Origin of the sequence: Brevibacterium sp. p3-SID960 (assembly GCF_025144725.1) — a bacterium.
Lineage (GTDB): Bacteria > Actinomycetota > Actinomycetes > Actinomycetales > Brevibacteriaceae > Brevibacterium.
Window position 1 is genome coordinate 1 of the sequence record NZ_JALXKS010000014.1, and the last position, 17,502, is coordinate 17,502.

Genomic DNA, 17,502 nt, shown 5'->3' on the forward strand with positions numbered 1-17,502 from the left:
CGGGAACTCAGCTCAGCTTGCCGGCCTTCCAGTCCTCGGCGAAATCTGGGTTGTCCTCGAGCCATTCGGCCACGGCCTCTTCGAGGTTCTCGCCGCCGTAGTTCTCATCGGAGAACATGACGTTCTCCAGGCTGGCGAGGTTCTCGTCATCGAGGACGAGGTTCTGCAGCAGCTGCGCGGCCTTCGGGTTGTCCTCGGCGAAGCCGTCACGGGCGAAGTTGTAGATCACTTCAGCTCCGCCCATGGCGCCCTCGGGGTCTTCGAGGTCGCGGACCGGGAAGGCGTCGTAGGCCCAGTGCGGGCGCCACAGAGTCACAGCGACGTTGTCACCGGAGTCGGTGGCCTTCTTCAGCTGTGCGAGCATCGCCGGGGTCGAGGAGATCTTGAAGTCGAGGTTGTCCAGACCATAGGTCGGGATGGCCTCATTCTCCGTCGTCGATGTCAGACCGGCGCCGGGCTCGATGCCGTAGAGGGCGTTGCCGTATTCGTCGCCCATGTCCTTGAGGTCGGCGATGGACTGGGCTGGAGAGTCCTCGTTGACGGCGATGGTGAGCTTGGCGTTGTTGTACCAGCAGCCGTGAACCTCCATCTTGTCGCCGAATTCCTCGATGTAGTCCTTGTGCGTCAGCGGCATCCAGCCGTCGAGGACGACGTCGATGTCGCCGTTGGCGACACCGGTGAAGCCGGGCCCGGCCTGGAAGCTCTCGATGTCGACGGAGTAGCCGTCCTCTTCGAGGACAGCCTTCGTCAGGTGGGCTGCGGCGAAGGACTCGTCCCAGCCGTCGAATGCACCGAGGGTGATGTCGGTGTTGTCGTCTGCCTCGGTTTCAGTGATGTCCTGGGCGGTGGCGCCGGGGGTGCAGTTCTCCCAGTCGCGATCCGGGTCAGCCATCTCGGCCTGAGGGCCGTCGCCGTTGCCTGATCCGCCGTTGGATTCGGATCCGCCGCCGCATGCGGTGAGCGCGAGAACCGATGCGGCCAGGATGCCGCCGGTCTTGGTCAGAGTCGAGAGTTTCATTGGACGATACCTCTTTCCTGTGTTCTTCTGCGGATGTATGAGAGCGGTGGACGGTCAGCCGGTGGAGGCCGCCGCAGCCCGGGTGGCTGGGCTGCGGGCGCCGAGGGCGGCGGTGACGCGGTCGAGATAGATGGCGATGATGACAACGGCGAGTCCAGCTTCGACGCCGAGCGGCACATCGAGTGAGCTGATCGAGCGCATGACCTGGCCGCCCAGCCCGCCGGCACCGGCCATACCGGCCAGCACCACCATCGACAGGGCGAGCATGATGACCTGGTTGACACCGGCCATGATCGTCGGCATCGCCAGCGGAAGCTGGACGCGGCCGAGGATGTGCCCCTCGGAGGCGCCGAAGGCGTGACCGGCCTCGACGACCTCCCGGTCGACCTGGCGGATGGCCAGTTCGGTCAGGCGCACGCCCGGCGGCATCGCGAAGATGATCGTGGCGATGGCCCCGGGAACCTGGCCGACGCCGAACATGACGATGGCAGGGACCAGATAAGCCAGCGCCGGCATCGACTGCATGAAGTCGAGGACCGGCCGCACGACGGTGGAGACGACCTGCGACTTAGCTGCGAGGATGCCGATCGGAAGGGCCAGCAGCAGCGCGAAGATGACGGCGACGATGACGAGGGAGATCGTCGACATGGCCGTTTCCCACTGATCGAGTGCGGCCAGCAGGTAGAAGCCGAGCAGGGTGAAGGTCGCCAGCTTCCACGACGCCGCCACCCAGGCGACTGCGGTGAAGATGAGGATCATGATGAGGAAGTGCGGATACGTCAGCGCTGACTCGATGTTGTCGTACAGAGCGTCGAGCAGCCAGGTGACGCCGTTGATGAGCCAGCCGAACGCGTCTTCGAACCAGTCGAGGAACGCCTCCGCCCAGTCGCCCAGCGGGATGCGCGGTTTGAGAAAGTCCATGCTCAGTCCTCCTGATTCTGCTCGTCGTCGACTGCAGCGGCAGTCGAGCCGCTCGCCGGGGATGACCCGCCGGCGGCGGCCGCGCCGGCTTCTGTCAGAGCCTCCGGCGGGGACGCCGTCGAGGTGTCGCTCGTGGCGGAGGCCATCGCATTGAGCAGCTGGATGCGCGGGATGATGCCGACCAGCCGGTTCTTGTCATCGGTCACCGCCAGCGGCGCGAGCGCCTCGGCGCTGGGGGCGAACAGGTCGGACAGCGGCGTGTCCACTGAGACTCTGAGCAGGCCCTCAGTGCGCAGCAGCCCGCTGAGGTCGCTGGTTCCTGCGCGGGCGGCGGCGACGACATCGTCATCGGTGACGATACCGAGCAGCTGGCGGGAGCGGTCGGTGACGAACAGGGCTGAGACGTTGTGCTCCTCCATCGTGCGGGCGGCCACCCGCGGGCCGGCGCTCACCGGCACGACCGCATCGGTGGTCTTCATGACCGAACCGGCCGTGAGCACGCGGGTGCGGTCGACATCCTGGATGAAGGACGCGACATAGTCATCGGCTGGGGAGGTGAGGATCTCCTCGGCGGTGCCGATCTGCACGATCCGGCCAGCGCGCATGACCGCGATCCGGTCGCCGAGGTACATCGCCTCGTTGAGGTCGTGGGTGATGAAGATGATCGTCTTGTTCAGCGACGACTGCAGCTCGACGAGCTGCTCCTGCATCTCGCGCCGGATCAGCGGGTCGAGTGCCGAGAACGCTTCGTCCATGAGGAGGATGTCTGATTCCGAGGCGAGCGCGCGGGCCAACCCGACGCGCTGCTGCATGCCGCCGGAGAGCTGGCTGGGATACTTGTCGCCCCACCCGTCGAGACCGACGACCTCGAGCCAGTGATCGGCGCGTTCAAGGCGTTCGGTCTTGGCGACCTCTTTGATCTCAAGGGCGTAGGCGGCGTTCTCACGCACCGTGCGGTGCGGCATGAGCGCGAAGTGCTGGAAGACCATGGCGATGTTGTCCCGGCGCACGCGCCTCAGCTGGGCTGCCGACATCTGGGAGATATCCTCGCCGGCCACGCGCACCGTTCCCGAGGTGGGCGACCACAGTCCGTTGATCATCCGGATGAGGGTGGACTTGCCGGAGCCGGAGAGGCCCATGACGACGAAGCTCTCACCGCGTTCGACGGTGAAGCTGGCGTCGATGACGGCAGCGGTACCGAGGTGGGAGAGCTCTTCGCGGTCGGCGCCGGCTTCGAGGCGTTTGACGACGTCGCGCCCGCGCTTTCCGAAGACCTTGTAGACGTGTGAGGCTTCGACGACTGCCACTGCGGTCGGATACCTTTCTTTCGGCAACACAGGTGCGTGACCCAGCGCAGCAAGAGAACAGGAGAGCGCGCAAGGCTGTGGTCGATCCCGGGCTGGCGACCGACAAGCAGGTCAGAGCGCTGCCAGGCCACGACCACCAGTCTATGGAGCCGCACACCGCAGACACCCTGACGACGCAGGGCTGCCTCACGATTCGCTCTCGCGAACTGCTCAGAAAAGACGAGATGACCTGGGCAAACACTGAAAATCAGAACGTTACCCCATCGTTACGCCGCCCACGGTTGACGACTGCTGCACAGCGGCGTGCGGCGCACTGGGAGCACATCTGCCGTAGGCGCGGCTCCGTCAGCTCTCGACAGCCACACCCGCGGCCCGGGGTTTGCACGACAAGTTGTAGAATCAAACGAGCTCGCACCGCGGGTGTGGGCCGGCAGGAATGAGCTGGGGAGGTGGCATGAGCAGGCAGCTGCGCATCTGGCGGTCGGTTGGTGCGGCATTCATCGCCACCGCAATCGCGACGCTCTTCCATCTCGGCGCCCACGGCAGCGCCTCACTGCTGGCCGGCATCGTGTGCTTCGTGCTCACCCTGTGGATCGGCGTGCTGCTGGCCGGTCGGCGGCTCGGGATCCTTTCGCTCAGCGCGATCGTGGCGTTCGCGCAGCTGGCGCTGCATCACCTCATGACGCTGTTCAGCCACGTCCCGCTCATCATCAGCGGCCACAGCGGCCGGGTCTACCTGCAGCTGGGCACCGGTGCCGGCAGCGGTGCGCACGCCCACCACTTGACCGACGCCGAGGTCTCGGCCGCCGTCGCCGACACCGCCGCAACCGCCGGGCAGGCCGCCGCAACCGCCGGGCAGGCTGCCGCACAAACCGGCGCGGGCGCCTCGATGCTCATCGCCCACCTGCTCTCAGCTGTCGTCACGATCGCGATCCTCAAATGCGGTGAAGAGTTCGTCTTCGCCCTCATCCAGGCAGCCGTCGGCCCGATCGCCACTGCCTTCACCCGCTTCGTCCCGCTCGTCATGCCCCCGCGGCTGCCATTGCAGGTCGCTCCGGCGCTGGCCGCGGTCACGCCCGCTGTGCTCGACTCCCGGTTCAGACGCGGCCCGCCGTCGGTCCTCTTCACCCGCCTGCAGGCACCCACGCCTGCCTGATCTGCACCACCGGTCTCCCGCCTCGGGAGCGGCGCAGGTCCTCACCCATCTGAACCCTGTGCCCCGGCAGGGCCCTCACAGCACCCCGATTGCGGTGCTGCCCTGCGTGCACCAGCGTGCACGGCACGCAAGAGCAAAGGACTCACCACAGTGAAGAAGACCATCGCATTCCGCACCGCCGCTGCCGCCTCCGCCCTCGGCCTAGCACTGACCCTGACCGCCTGCGGCGGCACCGACGGCAGCGACGCCTCCACCGGGGCCGACGGCACCGACGCCCAGGAGGACGAGGCGGCCACCGCCGAATCGGCCCTGACCCTCGAAGACGGCTGGGTCAAGGCCGTCGACAAGGACCACGGCATGATCGCCGTGTTCGGCACCCTGAAGAGCAGCTCCGAGCAGGACATCCATCTCACCGCCGCCGAGTCCTCGGTCGCCGGAATGGCCGAGCTGCACGAGACCGTCGAAGACAACTCGGGCTCGACGAAGATGCAGGAGAAGGAAGGCGGCTTCGTCATCCCCGCCGGCGGTGAGCTGAAGCTGGAGCCGGGCGGCGACCACATCATGCTCATGAAGCTCAAGGAGAGCATCGAGCCCGGTGCCGAGGTCACCACGACGCTCAAGACCGACGCCGGTGACTTCGACGTCACCGTCCCGGCCAAGGAGTTCGCCGGCGCCCAGGAGGAATACGACCAGGGCGACGGCTCGGACATGGACCATGCCGACCACGAGGACCATGGCGACCACGAGGACCACGGCGACCACGAGGCCCACGACCACGAGGCCCACGACCACGGCGATGAGGAAGACGGACACGATCACTGATCGGCCCTGACCTGCTGCCTGGAGCCGGCCGGTGCCGACCGGCCGGTCCGGGCAGCCGCCTACCTCTGAGGAGATGATTTCTGTGGAGATCGATCGCCGGCGTCTGCTCGGCGCCTCCGCGCTCGGCGTCGGGGCAGGAGCCGCCGGTGCCGGACTCGGGTTCCTGACCGGCCGTCAGCAGCCAGCCGCCACGGCCCAGCCCCAGCCCGACACCTCGGGCCTCAACGGCGTCCAGATCGAGCCGTTCTACGGCGAGCACCAGTCCGGGGTCGAGACGATCCCGCAGGCGCACGCCATGTTCGTCTCACTGACACGCAAGGATGACACCGATGCCACGCGGCTCATCCGGATGCTCAAGCTGCTGACCGACGATGCCGCGCTCATGACCCAGGGTGCCGCGCCCCTGGCCGACACCGAACCCGAGCTCAACGAGCGCCCGGCCCGGCTGACGGTGACCTTCGGGTTCGCCCGCGGGCTCGTCGAGCTCGCAGGCAGCCAGCACGTCCCCGGCTGGCTGGGCCCGCTGCCGGCATTCGGCATCGACCGGCTTGAGGACCGGCTGTGCCGCGGCGACCTGCTGCTGCAGGTGTGCGGCGATGATCCGTTCACCATCGCGCATGCGGTGCGGATGCTGCTCAAGGACGCCCGCGCCTTCATGGACGTCGCCTGGGCGCGGTCGAGCTTCCGCCGCTCCTACGGCTCCGATCCGCAGGGCACAACGACCCGCAACCTCTTCGGCCAGGTCGACGGGACCGCCAACCCGGGACCAGGTTCGGAGGACTTCGCCCGGCTGGTGTGGGGCACGAGCCTCGGGCAGGCCAGCCCGGTGTTCTCCGCCCGCGGCGAACCCCCGCTCGATCTGGCAGCCGACTACCCGGAGTGGCTGAAGGGCGGGACGTCGCTGGTGCTGCGCGACATCGAGATGAACCTCGCCACCTGGGATGAGGCCGACCGGCCGGCCCGCGAGTTCTCGATCGGCCGCGACCTGAAGAAGGGCGCTCCGATGACCGGCACCGAGGAGCACGATATCCCGGATCTGGAGGCCACCGACGACAAGGGCTTCACGATCATCTCCCCGGCCAGCCATGTCGCGCGCAGCCGCAACAACGCAGCCCCGGAGCAGCAGATCTTCAGGCGCGTGTACAACTACCATTCGGTGCCCGACGCCGCCGATGCTGCCACCGGGCCGACCGGCAGTGCGATCGTCGGAACGGCCGGGCTCATGTTCGCCTCCTACCAGGCCTCGGTCGAGAGGCAGTTCCTGCCGATCCAGCAACGCCTCGACGAGGTCGACCTGCTGAATCAGTGGACCGCGCCGATCGGCTCGACCGTGTGGGCGATCCCGCCGGGCGCGGCTGAGGGCGAGTACATCGGCCAGGCGCTCTTCGAGTCGTGAGTGCTCTAGGGTAGTGCCATGACATCGCTGCCGTTCGTGGCGTCAGATCAGCCGCCTGCCGTCATCGTCCCGCTCGTCGCCGAGGACCTCGACGCACTCGGCCGGCTCGCCGCCGACTGCGCACAGACTGCCGGGATCGACGCGCGCGAATGGCGCGTCGATGCCCTGGCCGCCGGGCTGAGCGCGGCGGCAGGTGGGGTGTTCTCCGCGGGGCTGGCGGCGGTCCGTGCGCACACGGACCTGCCCGTGCTGCTCACCATCCGCACCGATTCCGAGGGCGGGGCCGCGGACCTCGACGAGGACGCCTACACCGCGCTCATCGGGCAGGCGATCGCTGCCGGCCCGGCTGCCGTCGACATCGAGTTCGCCCGCCGGGATGCCGGTGAGCTCATCACCGCCGCCGCCGAGGCGGGGGTCGCCTCGGTTGCCTCGGCGCACGACTTCACCGACACCCCGCCGTCGAAGCAGCTGCTGCGCACCCTCAAGGGCATGGCTGACCTCGGGGCTGATGTCGCGAAGATCGCGGTGATGCCGCATGACCGTTCCGATGTGCTCGAGGCGCTCAGAGCCGCCGACCGCGGCCGGGCCCGCCTGCGGATCCCGATCATCGTCATCGCGATGGGCCGGCGCGGCAGGCTCACCCGGCTCATCGGCGGCGAGTTCGGCTCTGTCGCCACCTTCGCGACCGTCGGCGAAGGTTCGGCCCCCGGTCAGGTGTCCGTGCCCGAGGTGCGTCAGACCCTGCAGATCCTCGCCGGTGAGGACTGAGACGGCTCACCGGCAGGTCGTGCCGATGAGCTGCCGGTAGACCCGGCAGGCGCGTACGAGCTCGGCGACCTCGATCGCCTCATCGACATGGTGGGCCTGTTCGCTGATGCTGCCTGGGCCGTACACGATGGTCGGGACCCCGAAGTCCCGGGCGATGTAGCCGCCGTCGCAGGCTGCCGTCCACACCGTGCATTCGGGCACCTGCCCGGTCACTGCCTCGGCTGCGGCCTCAAGCGTCGTGACGGCAGGGGAGTCGTGGTCGGTGATGAAGCCCGGCATCTCCATCGTCACCTCGACATCAAGGCCGATCCCATCACCGGTGATGCCGGCCTCGGCAGCGGCAGCCATGAGCCAGCCGGCGATGCGCTCGGCGCTTTCGCCGGGCAGCAGCCGGCGGTCGAGTGAGATTCGGCAGGCATCGGCGACCATCGAGGTGCCCTGCCCGCCGGTGATGATGCCCGGACTCCACGACCCGGCCCCGAGCAGCGGATGCGCATGCGCGTCGAGATGTTCCTGGTTCTCCACGAGCACGGTGATGAGCCTCGCTGCGGCGATGATCGCCGAGCGGCCATCGGCTGGCCTGCCCGAATGGGCCGAGACGCCGCTCAGCTGCACCTCCAGATAGGCGTCTCCGCGGCAGGCGGTGACGATGTCCAGATCCGTCGGCTCGGCGACGATGCACGCGGCGAAGTGCTGCCCGGCGTGCGGGCCGAGCCCGTCTGCCACCAGCTGCCGGATGCCGGTGCCCAGGTCCTCCTCGTCGACGGTGACCGCCAGACTCACGGCAGCCGCGAGACAACCGGCGGCATGCGCGTCGGCGAGCGCGCACAAGACCGCGGCAAGCCCGCCCTTCATGTCTGCTGCCCCGCGCCCGGTGAGCCAGCCCGCGGCCAGCCGGGGTTCGAACGGATCGCCTGACCAGCCGTCTCCGGCGGGCACGACATCGGAGTGGCCGAGGAACAGCAGGCCCTCTGCCGGCTCGTCCGGCGCAGTGCTCGCCGCGGCTGGTGCGGTGACGACGATGTTCGGCCGGCCGCTGGCCACCTCGGCGATGTGCACGTGAAGCCCATGAGCGCGCGCGAACCCGGCGATGACACCCACGCTCGCCTCTTCGGTGCCACCGGGATTCTCACCTCGGGCGCGGATGAGGTCCCCGGTCAGCTCCGCCAGCCGGGCGGCCAGCTCGCCCGCAGCCCCGCCCGTCATCGCTGTCACTTCCGGATGAGATTCTGCGGGAAGTCGGTGAAGCGCTCAACGCCGGTGGCGGTGACGGCGACTGGTTCGCTCACTTCATAGCCGATGCCATCAAGCCACATGCCGGCGATCACATGGAAGGTCATGCCGGCGGCGAGCACCTGTTCATCTTCGCTGCGCAGCGAGATCGTCCGCTCACCCCAGTCCGGCGGATAGCCGATCCCGATCGAATAGCCCAGCCGGGACTCCTTGACCATCTCGTAGCGGGCGAGCACAGCATTCCACACCCGGGCGAGATCGGCGACCGGCACATCCGGGCGCATCGTCTCCAGCACTTCATTCAGCGCTTCGGCGACGACATCCGCGGTGTGCTGCAGCTGAGCCGGCGGGTCGCCGAGCATGACGGTACGGGCCAGCGGCACGTGGTAGCGGTGATGGGCGCCGGCGAGTTCGATGACGACCGGCTCCCCGGACCTGAGCCTGCGGTCGGTCCACGTCAGGTGCGGGGTGTCGGCGCCCTCACCGGTCGGCAGCATCGGCACGATCGCCGGGAAGTCGCCCCACACCTCGGCGGTGCCAGCCGCCTGCGCATGGGCGATCGCGGCGGCGACGTCGTTCTGCCGGGCGCCTGCCGCAACAGCGTCGAGTGCGGCGTTCATCGCCGCGGTCGTGACCTGAGCGGCCTGTCGCATGATTGCGATTTCGGCCGGGGATTTGATCGCCCGGATCCAGTTGACGAGCTCGAAGGAGTCGACGAGAGTCCACTCCGGGATGCCGTGGACGAGTGCGCGGTGGGCGCGCGGGGAGTAGTAGTGGCTGTCCATCTCCACGCCGATGCAGCCGTGGGCGGCCGGGGCGACCTCCCAGCGCTGCCGCAGGGCGAACGCGATCCAGTCGAAGGGGTGGATGTGCGGGCGGTGGACGTAGCGCTCGGGGTAGCCGACGATGTCCTCTTCCGGCAGCCAGCAGGTGCGCTGCGCACCGTGGGCGTCCATCTCCCGGGCGAACAGCGTCATCGGGCCCGATGACGGGACGTAGAGCAGCTGCGGGGTGTAGAAGGACCAGGCGTTGTAACCGGTGAGGTAGAACATGTTCGCCGGGTCGGTGACGATGAGCCCGGACAGGCCCTGATCGCGCATCCGGCGGCGGACGGCGGCCAGGCGCTGCTCGTATTCCTCAGCGGAGAACAGCAGTCCGCCAGCCCCCGGTGTGCCGGCGTCTCCCGGCCGCGGTTCTGGCCGGCGCTCGGCTCCGAAGCCGCCGGGGCGCATGCTGTGGATGTCACCTGATCCCGAGGCGGCGGCCGGGTCCGTGCCCGAGGCGGTGGCCGGGCCCGTGCCCGAGGTGGTGACCCCCGGCGGGTGCAGGCCCGGATGGGGAGCACGCGGCTGTGTCATGGCTCACAGTCTGAGCCGTGCTGGGCGAGTGTGTCAACAGAGCCGCGCCTGGTACATGGAAGAACCCGCAGCTCCGGCGTCACGTGCCGGGGCTGCGGATCCTCTCTGCTGCCGGGTTCTCAGTCGACGTCGGCGCCCTTCTGCAGCTTCTTGGGCAGTGCGGTCTCACCGAAGCGGTTGCGCACGGCTGATGCAGCATAGCGCTGTACGACGAGCTGGGCGACGGCGATGCCGACACCGGAGATGATCGTCCATGCCAGCGCCTCGCTCAGGCCGACCTCGTCGTCTTCGGTGTTGATCGGCACCGGCTTCGAGGTGGTCTTCTCCCACACGATGCCCAGTGCCTTGCGTGCGGCCAGCGTTGCCAGTGCGGTGCCGCCGACACCGAGGATCTGCCAAGCGATCTTGCCCATGTCTCCATCTCCCTTGCGGATCTGAGGTCTGTTACGGGACTGCTGTGTCCTAGCCTACCGCCACAGTCCGTGTCCGGGTCACGTGTCCCTAGCTTTGCAGGACGAAGGTCTCGAAGAACACGAACCCGGCGAGCAGGACGACGAGGGTGGCGAAGCCGTAGCGGACGACGGTGTTCGGCAGCTTCCGGCCGAGCTGACCGGCCACCAGCGCCGCGGTCATTGCGCACACGGTGTAGGTGATGGCCATCGGCCAGTCGATCGCGGGCAGCCGGTCGAAGTAACCGATGGCTCCGGCGATCGAGTTGAGCGCGACGACGGTCAGGGAGGTGCCGACGGCGATGTGCATCGGCACGTGCATGAGGATCGTGAGTGCTGGGACGATGAGGAATCCCCCGCCGACGCCGAGCAGGCCGGTGAGGAATCCGACGACCGCACCGACGGCGATGCCCTTGGCGAACCGCCGGCCGGTGAACGCCCTGGTGTCCGGGTCTGTATAGGGCATCGGCATGAACATGCGGATCCCTGCGATGAGCATGAGGACGCCGAAGGCGATCATGAGCCCCTTCTCGGGGAACATGTCGTGCACCCGGGCCCCGACGATCGCGGTGAACATGCCGGTGACGCCGAACGTGCCGGCGGTCGTCCAGTCGACCATCTTCGAGTGCAGCCGCGGCAGGATGCCGACGATCGAGGAGGAGGCGACGACGATGAGCGAAGTCGGCACTGCTTTGGCCATCGGCATGCCGAGGCCGTAGACGAGTGCCGGCACGGCGACGATCGCCCCACCGCCGCCCGTGACCCCGATGACCGAACCGGTCAGCAGCCCGAAGAGAATCGCACCGATCGTCACGGCGCCTCTGCCTGCGGCGGACCGTCTGCGGCAGTGGTCCCAACCGTCGTGTCGGTCCCAGCCGTGGTGTCGGTCCCAGCCGTGGCATCACCTGCAGTCCTGTCATCAGGGGCGCCGGTCACCCAGTCGTACATCTGCCCGGTGAGTTCGGGATCCATCGTCACCGCCTCCCCATCGAGGCTGCGGAACGGCACCGCAACCCGGGCCGAGGAGACCATCCACGCCCCGTCGGCGGTGAGCAGGTCATCGCGCGTGAGGTCGGCATATGAGCACAGGTAGCCGTGCTCGGCAGCGGCGGCGAAGATCGTCTGCTGGGTGGTGCCGTGCAGCAGCCCGGCTTTCGGGTCCGGGGTGAGCAGCTCGTGGCCGCGGCGGATGATGACATTCGAGGTCGGGCCTTCGAGGACGAGGCCGTCGCGGCTGATGAACAGCCCGTCATCGGCGCCGTGCTCCTGCGCCCAGCGGGTCGCTGCCATATTCACGGCATAGGACAGGGTTTTAGCACCGAGCAGCAGCCAGGGCGCGGACTGCCCGGCGTAGGCCTCGAAGCCGCGGTCGAGGCTGATGAAGTCAGCCCCCTCCCGGCGCTGGGCGGGATACGCCTCCGGCAGCGAGATCGACATGACCCAGCCGCGCGGAGCATCGAGTCCGCGCGAGAGCGTGTAGCGCACGCTGAATTCGGTGACCCCGGGGTTGCCGGCGATGACGGCCCGGGCGACGTCGTCGACAGCGGCGTCCCACACCTCGGGCACGGGCACCGGCAGTTCGAGGGCGCGCGCTGAGCCGCGGAACCGGTCGAAGTGCAGTCGCCGGGCTTTGACTGAGTGTGTGCCGCCGGCGACGGTGACGAGTACGGTCTCGAAGATCCCGTCACCGCGGTGGGCCGAGAGGTCATCGACCGGCAGGTGGGCCGCTGCGAGGTCGGCCAGCTCGTGTGTGCCGGCGCTGACGTGGATGAGGGCCAGGGAATGGGTGAGGGTCATGCCCTCAATTAAAGCACTTGGGCCCTGCTGTCCGGCCTGTCGCTTGGCTGCTGACGTCCGCTCCCGAGGGGTCAGCTCAGCGTCGTGCCGAAGGCCAGGCCGAGCAGATAGGTCGCAGCGGCCGCGCCGAAGCCGACCGCCAGCTGGCGCAGCGCGCGCGGCAGCGGCGGGCGGCCGGAGAGCACACCGACGGTGCCGCCGGTGCCCAGCAGCGCAACGCCGACGAGGCCGGCGGCGGTGAGGATCGCCGGCATCCCGTGCATGCCGAAGATGTAGGGCAGGATCGGCACGATCGCCCCGGAGGCGAAGAAGCAGAATGAGGAGGCGGCAGCCCCCAGGCCGGTGCCGAGCTCCTCGTGTTCGTTCTTCTTGCCGGCCGGTGCGGTATGGGAGGGCAGGGTGCCGCCGTGGGCGCGGGCCAGGGTGCGCCGTGCCTTGGCCAGTGCCTCGTCCTCGGCGTAGCCGCGGGCGCGGTAGACGAGCGCGAGCTCGTTGGCGTCGAAGTCGAGTGAGGCCAGTGCCTCGGCGGGCTGGCGCACCGGCTGGGAGGCCTCGAGCAGCTCGCGCTGACTGCGCACCGAGATGTACTCTCCGGCTCCCATCGACAGGGCCCCGGCGAGCAGTCCGGAGATGCCGGTGAGCAGGATGACGGGATTCGACATGCCGGCTGCGCCGACGCCGAGGACGAGGGCGAGGTTGGAGACGAGCCCGTCATTGGTGCCGAAGACTGCGGCGCGGAAGTTGCCCGACAGTCGTGCGCGGGATTTCGCTGCCAGGGCGCGGACGACCTCGGCGTGGACCTTCTCATCGGCGGCCATCTGGTCGCTGGCGAACTGGTCGGTGTCGTAGGGGCTGGAGGTCTCCTGCTGCTGGATGAGGGCGAGGATGAAGACTGAGCCGAAGATGCTGCCGAGCAGCGAGAGGATGCGGGTGCCCAGATCCGGGGCGCGGCGCTGTTCGGCATGGGGGCCGAGGAGGTCGATCCAGTGCTGTTGGTGACGGCGCTCGGCATCGGCGATGGCGAGCAGGATCTCGCGCTCCTCACCCTGCTTGCGGGCGGCGAGCTTGCGGTAGACGCGCTCTTCGAGGCGCTCATTGGCCAGGTGCCGCTGCCATCGTCGGATGAGGGCAGGGCTCGGCTCAGCGGGCACGGCGGCGCGGGTCTCGGGCATACGTTCAATGATAGGCGCAAACGTTTGTATGTACAACACTTGCGCAGATGAGCAAAAGAATATTTCTGTGTGCTTTCTGAACGCCCGGATTCCGCGTGCATCCGCGGATCCGGGTGGGTTTCGTTACCGTGCCGATGCCGTCGTTATCATTCCGTTACCAAACATGCAGAGAACTGTAATACTGTGTTGCATTGTGTGATGACTATCACGGGGTAATGCACACCGAGGTGCAGCACCGTCAGATGGACCGAAAGGTTGTTATGTCGAATCGATTGGCACGCGCCGCAGTAGCGGTTACGGCCGCAGCGGCGCTCGGTCTGGGGATGACCTCCCCGGCAATGGCCGCTCCAGTGACAGAGCACATCGATATGGGTGTGACCGGTGACCAGGTGTTCAAGCACCTCACCGAGCTCAGCGAGATCTCCGAGGCCAACAAGGAGGATGGATACCGCGCGCTCGGCACCAAGGGCTATGAAGAGGCCTCCGAGTACGTCGAAGGCGTCATGAAGGAAGCCGGCTTCGAGGTTGAGCGTCAGGAGTTCGATCTCCCGCGGCAGACCTTCGACGAGGTCAGCCTGAGCGTCAACGGCGTGGAGCAGAAGGACTTCGGCACGATCTCGAACGCCGAAGGCACCGAGGAGCCGCTCACAGACGTTCCGATGACGCTGCCAGCTGGTGCAGCTGACAACGCCGGGCTGGGCTGCTCCGGTGAGGCCTTCACCGAGGACAATAAGGACACCATCGTCCTCATCCAGCGCGGCGAATGCGCCTTCGGCGACAAGATCACCAACGCGAGCAAGGCCGAAGCGGCCGGCGTCATCATCTACAACAACCAGGATGGCGCCAGCAACTTCACCGCCGGCGATCGCGTCGAGGGCAATGCCCCCGCTGGTGCGCTGAGCAAGGCCGAGGGCGACGCCCTGGTCGAGAAGATCAAGGCCGTCGACCCGGAGGACCAGGAGACCGCGGTCACCGCTGACATGACGGTCGAGACGACCTTCGAGACTGTCAAGACCTGGAACGTCATGGCCGAGACCAAGGCCGGTGACCCGGACAACGTGCAGATGATGGGCGCTCACCTCGACGGTGTCCCCGAGGGCCCGGGCGTCAACGACAACGCCTCCGGCGTGGCCGGACTCCTCGCTGTTGCCGAGGGCATGGCCGGGCTCGACTACGAGGTCGATAACAAGGTCCGCTTCGGATTCTGGGGCGCAGAGGAAGTCGGCCTCGTCGGCTCGACCCACTACGTCAACGACCTCGCGCAGACCAACCCTGAAGAGCTCAAGAAGATCAAGGCGTACCTCAACTACGACATGATCGGCTCGGAGAACTACGTCGTCGGCACCCTCGACTCCGATGGTTCGGATGTCCCGATCCCGGACGGCGTCACCGTTCCGGAGGGCTCGGCTGAGCTCGAGAAGATCTTCACCGACTTCTTCGATGACAAGGGTCAGCCGCACATCGGCACCGAGTTCTCGGGCCGTTCGGATTACCAGGCCTTCATCGACAACGGTGTCCCGGTCTCCGGTCTGTTCTCCGGTGCCGACGGCATCAAGACCGAGGAAGACGTCGAGAAGTTCGACGGCACCGCCGGCGTCCCGCGCGACCGCAACTACCACAAGCCGGATGACAACCTGGAGAACGTCAGCCAGGAGTCGCTCGACATCTTCGCTCCGGCGATGGCCTTCGCCGCCCACACGCTCGCCTACAACCTCGAAGAGGAAGACGACAACGGCGATGACGATGGCGGCAAGGACGATGAGGCTCCGACGGAGCGCGGCCTGGCTGTCAAGCCCGAGCAGATCTCCCCGGCTGACTTCGTCAACGAGGACAAGGGCGTCACCATCACGGCGGCCGGCTGCACCCCGGGCACCGAAGCCAAGCTGACCGTTGAGGCCCGCGGCATCGACGTCCTCAAGCACGAGGACACCGCCACCGTGGATGAGGACGGCAACGTCACCTTCGCCGTCCACGGCGTCAACGCCGATCGCCCGAACAGCTACGTCGGCACCTACGATGTCCGCGTTGCCTGCGACGGCGGCGACGACCTCACCGGCACCTTCACCGTCGGCGACGTCAAGGACGACGACGGCAAGGGCGGCGAAGACGACAAGGGCAAGGACGACAAGGGCAAGCTGCCGCGCACCGGCAGCGAAGCCGGACCGCTCGTCTGGGGTGCTGCTGCACTGCTGATCGCAGGCGTCGGCATCACCGCCGCAACCCTGCGCCGGAAGTCCAGCCTCTGATCGGACACCTGATGATCAGCTGAGATCCCTCAGCTGAGATCACAGGGCCGGTGGCACACGCCCCCGGCCCTGTTGCGTATTCACTCAGACTGCTTCGGCACAATGGTCGGGTGACTCCCAAGAAGCTCTTCACCACGTTCGCGATCGCCGAGGCCATCACCTGGACCCTGCTCATCGTCGGCATGATCCTCAAATACGTCACCCACACCACCGAACTCGGTGTGCGCATCGGCGGAGGCATCCACGGTTTCGTATTCCTCACCTACTGCGTCGTCACGGTGCTCATCGGCACCTCGCAGCGGTGGAAGGCCGGGCAGATCGCCGCCGGCCTGCTTTCGGCGATCGTCCCGTATGCCACGATCCCCTTCGAGATCCACGCCCGGCGGGTCGGCCTGCTCGACGGATCCTGGGAGCTCGGTTCAGGCCAGCGCGCGCCGCGGAACTTCTTCGAAGGATGGTGCGACTGGGCGATCCGCCGCCCGTTCGCCGCACTCGTCGTCGGGTTCGTCGGTGTTGCCTGCCTCTTCGGTGTGCTGCTGTTCCTCGGCCCGCCGATCCCCAAGGGCTGAGCGCCTCACACTGCACACGACTGCGGCCGGCCACCGGGAACATCCCAGTAGCCGGCCGCGTGGCATGCCAGCCGGGATTCATAGCATGTCAGCGAGGCTTTATGGCAGTTCAGTCGGGCGTGATGGTGTATTCGGCGACGCGGAACTTCTCCAGCTGCGTCGGGTCGATCGTCACACCGAAGCCGGGGCCTTTCGGCACATCGACCACGCCGTCGTGCATGACGATCTCCTCGGTGATGTCCTCGTGGAAGAACCGCTTCGAACCGGACACGTCACCGGGCAGCGTGAAGCCCGGCAGCGAGGCCATTGCGGCGTTGGCCGCACGCCCCAGTCCGGTTTCGACCATGCCGCCGTGCCAGACGGCCACACCGTGGGCGCGGCACAGGTCGTGGATGCGCTTGGCCTCGACATAACCGCCCACCCGACCCGGCTTGATGTTGATGACCGAGGTGGCGCCCAGGCTGATCGCATCTGCAGCTGCTTCCGCGGAGACGATCGACTCATCAAGGCACATCGGGGTGTCCATGAGCTTCGCCAGCTGCGCATGCTGCCGGATGTCGGCCTCGCCCAGCGGCTGCTCGATGAGCAGCAGGCCGTAGTCGTCGAGCTTCTTCAGGTGGTTGGCGTCGACGAGCGTGTAGGCGGCGTTGGCATCGACCTGGAAGAGGAAGTCATCACCGAACTCGCGGCGCACGGCTGCCACCGGTTCGATATCGGCGCCGGGCTTGATCTTGAGCTTGATGCGCGCATATCCCTCCTCGAGGTAGCCGCCGATCGCGGCGAGCAGTTCGGGGATCGAATCCTGGATGCCGACCGAGACACCGGAGGGGATCTGGTCGACGACCCCACCGAGGTAGTCCTTGAACGACAGGTTCTGCACCTTCAGCTGCGCTTCGATGACGGCCATCTCCAACGCCGACTTGGCCATCGGGTGGCCGACGACGTGGCGCAGGTGCCAGCCGACGGTCTCGGCGGTCAGGTGCTCGACACGGAACAGCGCCGGTGCCAGCCAGTCGCGGGTGACGGCGATGCCGCCTGCGGTGTACTCATCTGAGTACAGCGGACCGACCATCGCCACCGACTCACCCCAGCCGATGACCTCGCCGCTGCCGGTGTCGAAGTGCGCCTCGACGAGGTAGCAGTCCTTCTCCGTCTCCTTCATGAACGAAGTGGTGAAGGGGCTGACGAGCGGCAGCCGGATCTGGTGGAGGGTCAGCGAGGTCAGTTTCATGGGGCAGGCTCCTGTGCGGTGCGGCGGCAGATGGTACCGCCACCATAGCAATGGAGTGT

At 67.5% G+C, this 17,502-nt stretch carries 16 protein-coding genes; 6 read left to right on the plus strand and 10 right to left on the minus strand.

Going from position 1 to position 17,502, the window contains the following annotated elements; all coding sequences use genetic code 11:
* Positions 1-7: 7 nt before the first annotated feature.
* The 3 genes from M3B11_RS06010 to M3B11_RS06020 are packed head-to-tail and all read right to left on the minus strand — an operon-like array spanning position 8 to position 3,246.
* Positions 8-1,018, minus strand: a complete 1,011-nt coding sequence (locus M3B11_RS06010; protein ID WP_259875829.1) for a glycine betaine ABC transporter substrate-binding protein — start codon at positions 1,016-1,018, stop codon at positions 8-10.
* Between the two features lie 54 nt (positions 1,019-1,072).
* Entirely contained in the window at positions 1,073-1,939 is an 867-nt protein-coding gene (locus tag M3B11_RS06015) for a proline/glycine betaine ABC transporter permease (protein WP_259875830.1), read from the minus strand.
* A 2-nt stretch (positions 1,940-1,941) separates the two neighbouring features.
* A complete protein-coding gene (locus M3B11_RS06020) occupies positions 1,942-3,246 on the minus strand; it encodes a glycine betaine/L-proline ABC transporter ATP-binding protein (RefSeq protein WP_259875831.1) in 1,305 nt (434 codons plus the stop codon).
* 454 nt (positions 3,247-3,700) lie between these two features.
* Between M3B11_RS06020 and M3B11_RS06025 the strand changes: the two genes are divergently transcribed.
* The 4 genes from M3B11_RS06025 (at position 3,701) to aroD (ending at position 7,388) form a co-directional block, all read left to right on the plus strand.
* A complete protein-coding gene (locus M3B11_RS06025; RefSeq protein WP_259875832.1) occupies positions 3,701-4,402 on the plus strand; it encodes a hypothetical protein in 702 nt (233 codons plus the stop codon).
* A 150-nt stretch (positions 4,403-4,552) separates the two neighbouring features.
* Positions 4,553-5,224, plus strand: coding sequence for a copper chaperone PCu(A)C (locus M3B11_RS06030; RefSeq protein WP_259875833.1), 672 nt, complete (start codon positions 4,553-4,555; stop codon positions 5,222-5,224).
* Between the two features lie 73 nt (positions 5,225-5,297).
* Positions 5,298-6,620, plus strand: coding sequence for a Dyp-type peroxidase (locus tag M3B11_RS06035; protein WP_396121539.1), 1,323 nt, complete (start codon positions 5,298-5,300; stop codon positions 6,618-6,620).
* An 18-nt stretch (positions 6,621-6,638) separates the two neighbouring features.
* Positions 6,639-7,388 carry a type I 3-dehydroquinate dehydratase gene (aroD, locus tag M3B11_RS06040; protein WP_259875835.1) on the plus strand — a complete coding sequence of 250 codons (750 nt, stop codon included), beginning with the start codon at positions 6,639-6,641 and terminating at the stop codon, positions 7,386-7,388.
* 6 nt (positions 7,389-7,394) lie between these two features.
* Here the strand turns inward: aroD and M3B11_RS06045 are convergent, their stop codons facing one another.
* The 6 genes from M3B11_RS06045 to M3B11_RS06070 form a co-directional block, all read right to left on the minus strand.
* The gene (locus M3B11_RS06045) at positions 7,395-8,594 is read right to left on the minus strand and encodes a M20 family metallopeptidase (protein ID WP_311197722.1); all 1,200 of its coding nucleotides are present in this window, start codon (positions 8,592-8,594) and stop codon (positions 7,395-7,397) included.
* A 5-nt stretch (positions 8,595-8,599) separates the two neighbouring features.
* Positions 8,600-9,775, minus strand: coding sequence for a M24 family metallopeptidase (locus tag M3B11_RS06050; RefSeq protein ID WP_396121542.1), 1,176 nt, complete (start codon positions 9,773-9,775; stop codon positions 8,600-8,602).
* 323 nt (positions 9,776-10,098) lie between these two features.
* The gene (locus M3B11_RS06055; RefSeq protein WP_217005889.1) at positions 10,099-10,392 is read right to left on the minus strand and encodes a DUF4235 domain-containing protein; all 294 of its coding nucleotides are present in this window, start codon (positions 10,390-10,392) and stop codon (positions 10,099-10,101) included.
* 88 nt (positions 10,393-10,480) lie between these two features.
* Positions 10,481-11,242: a sulfite exporter TauE/SafE family protein gene (locus M3B11_RS06060; RefSeq protein WP_259875837.1), complete on the minus strand. Its 762-nt coding sequence runs from the start codon at positions 11,240-11,242 to the stop codon at positions 10,481-10,483.
* Positions 11,239-12,225, minus strand: a complete 987-nt coding sequence (locus M3B11_RS06065) for an aminotransferase class IV (protein ID WP_259875838.1) — start codon at positions 12,223-12,225, stop codon at positions 11,239-11,241. Before M3B11_RS06065 ends, M3B11_RS06060 begins: the two co-directional genes overlap by 4 nt.
* 71 nt (positions 12,226-12,296) lie before the next feature.
* Complete coding sequence (locus tag M3B11_RS06070; RefSeq protein ID WP_259875840.1) at positions 12,297-13,397, minus strand: VIT1/CCC1 transporter family protein; 1,101 nt, start codon at positions 13,395-13,397, stop codon at positions 12,297-12,299.
* Positions 13,398-13,747: 350 nt separating this feature from the next.
* On the opposite strand from M3B11_RS06070, the gene M3B11_RS06075 reads away from it, so the two are divergent.
* Together M3B11_RS06075 and M3B11_RS06080 are read left to right on the plus strand one after the other, a co-directional pair.
* On the plus strand, positions 13,748-15,643 hold the full coding sequence (locus tag M3B11_RS06075) for a M20/M25/M40 family metallo-hydrolase (RefSeq protein ID WP_259875841.1): 1,896 nt from the start codon (positions 13,748-13,750) through the stop codon (positions 15,641-15,643).
* A 110-nt stretch (positions 15,644-15,753) separates the two neighbouring features.
* Complete coding sequence (locus M3B11_RS06080; RefSeq protein WP_259875842.1) at positions 15,754-16,212, plus strand: DUF3817 domain-containing protein; 459 nt, start codon at positions 15,754-15,756, stop codon at positions 16,210-16,212.
* Between the two features lie 109 nt (positions 16,213-16,321).
* Here the strand turns inward: M3B11_RS06080 and menC are convergent, their stop codons facing one another.
* On the minus strand, positions 16,322-17,443 hold the full coding sequence (gene menC / locus M3B11_RS06085) for an o-succinylbenzoate synthase (protein WP_259875843.1): 1,122 nt from the start codon (positions 17,441-17,443) through the stop codon (positions 16,322-16,324).
* Positions 17,444-17,502 lie beyond the last annotated feature (59 nt).

Coding starts and splice junctions, on each gene's coding strand:
- M3B11_RS06035 (WP_396121539.1), top strand. CDS start 5,298: ATGATTTCTGTGGAGATCGATCGCCGGCGTCTGCTCGGCGCCTCCGCG.
- M3B11_RS06045 (WP_311197722.1), bottom strand. CDS start 8,594: ATGACGGGCGGGGCTGCGGGCGAGCTGGCCGCCCGGCTGGCGGAGCTG.
- menC (WP_259875843.1), bottom strand. CDS start 17,443: ATGAAACTGACCTCGCTGACCCTCCACCAGATCCGGCTGCCGCTCGTC.
- M3B11_RS06065 (WP_259875838.1), bottom strand. CDS start 12,225: ATGACCCTCACCCATTCCCTGGCCCTCATCCACGTCAGCGCCGGCACA.
- M3B11_RS06055 (WP_217005889.1), bottom strand. CDS start 10,392: ATGGGCAAGATCGCTTGGCAGATCCTCGGTGTCGGCGGCACCGCACTG.
- aroD (WP_259875835.1), top strand. CDS start 6,639: ATGACATCGCTGCCGTTCGTGGCGTCAGATCAGCCGCCTGCCGTCATC.
- M3B11_RS06015 (WP_259875830.1), bottom strand. CDS start 1,939: ATGGACTTTCTCAAACCGCGCATCCCGCTGGGCGACTGGGCGGAGGCG.
- M3B11_RS06010 (WP_259875829.1), bottom strand. CDS start 1,018: ATGAAACTCTCGACTCTGACCAAGACCGGCGGCATCCTGGCCGCATCG.
- M3B11_RS06070 (WP_259875840.1), bottom strand. CDS start 13,397: ATGCCCGAGACCCGCGCCGCCGTGCCCGCTGAGCCGAGCCCTGCCCTC.
- M3B11_RS06025 (WP_259875832.1), top strand. CDS start 3,701: ATGAGCAGGCAGCTGCGCATCTGGCGGTCGGTTGGTGCGGCATTCATC.